The sequence below is a fragment of the Kitasatospora sp. NPDC022856 genome (assembly GCF_055561235.1).
The window spans coordinates 1-1,445 of the sequence record NZ_JBVHHE010000134.1 but is presented as its reverse complement, the minus strand read 5'-3'; the positions used below and the strand labels follow the sequence as shown (position 1 = coordinate 1,445).

General features: G+C 70.2%; 1 protein-coding gene. It reads left to right on the top strand.

Translation table 11 applies throughout. The features are described from left to right. Positions 1 to 15: 15 nt before the first annotated feature. Positions 16 to 1,445 (top strand): condensation domain-containing protein (locus tag ACZ34W_RS38665; protein WP_465611187.1); only part of this gene is annotated, 1,430 nt, incomplete at its 3' end.

The window sequence follows — 1,445 nt, the reverse complement described above, 5'->3', positions numbered from 1 at the left end:
CGCACCATCACCGCCATGGCCGCAGCCCTCCCCGGCAACGGCACCGGCGAATCCCTCATCACCGCCGTCCAGCCCTTCACCCAGATCTCGGACGAGGACCGCAAGGCCCTCCCGGCCGACATCGTCGACGCCTACCCGCTCTCCCAGATCCAGACCGGCATGCTCGTCGAGATGCTCGCGGCCGAGTCCCGGGACGTCTACCAGAACATCAACTCCTTCCGCCTGCCCGACCCGAAGGCCTTCGACGCCGCAGCGTTCCGCCGCGCCGCCGACCTCGTGGTGGCCCGGCACGACATCCTGCGCACCTCGATGCACCTGGAGGGCTTCAGCCAGCCGCTCCAGCTCGTCCACGCCGACGTCGAGATCCCGGTCGCCATCCACGACGTCCGCAGCCTGACCGAGGCCGAGGTGACGGCCCTCACGCTCGCCTACGTCGAGCAGGAGCACCGGAACGGCTTCGAGCTGACCGCCGCCCCGCTGCTGCGCATCTCGGTGCACGTCGAGTCGGACCAGGCCTGGCGCCTGACGTTCAGTCACATTCACGCCATCACCGAGGGGTGGAGCTACCACACCCTCCTGATGGAGCTGCTCGCCTGCTACCGCAGCCTGCGGGACGGCCTTGAGCCGGCGGCCTACGAGGTGCCGTCGGTCCGCTACGCGGACTTCATCGCCGCCGAGCAGACCGCGCTCTCCGACCCGCAGACCCAGGCGTTCTGGCAGCAGGTCGTCGACACCCACAGCCCGCTGGTCCTGCCGGACGGCTTCGCCGAGTCCGACCTGAACGGCGTCGCGGACCGCAACCACGTCCACATCCCGTTCGCGGACCTGGAGGACGGCCTGCGCAGGCTCGCGACCGAGGCGAAGTCCTCGCTCAAGAACGTGCTGCTCGCCGCGCACCTCAAGGTGCTCGGCAGCCTCACCGCCGAGGACGCCTTCCACACCGGCGTCGTCTACCACGGCCGCCTGGAAGCACCGGGCGCCGACCGCGTGCTCGGCATGCACCTCAACACCCTGCCGTTCCCCACCACGCGCGGTGCCGCGAGCTGGCGCGAGCTGGTCGAGCGCACCCACGCGACCGAGACCGCCATCTGGTCCCACCGCCGCTACCCGCTGCCCGCCGTCCAGCGCGCCGCCGGAGGCAACCGGGAACTGCTGAACGCCCTCTTCGAGTACCTCGACTTCCACCTCGTCGACAAGTCCTCGGTCGACGTCGAGGGCACGATGGTCGACGGCACGACCGAGTTCGGCTTCAGCGTCATCACGGTCGGCGGCAAGCTCGACCTCGCGGGTGCGACCAATGTGATCAGCTTGGCGAACCTGCAGCGCCTGGGCGTCATGTACCGGTTGGTGCTGGAGGCGATGGCCGCCGACCCCAACGGCGACGCGACCCTCTCCCACCTGCCCGAGACCGAGCGCACCCAGCTCACGACCTGGGCCGCGGGCGA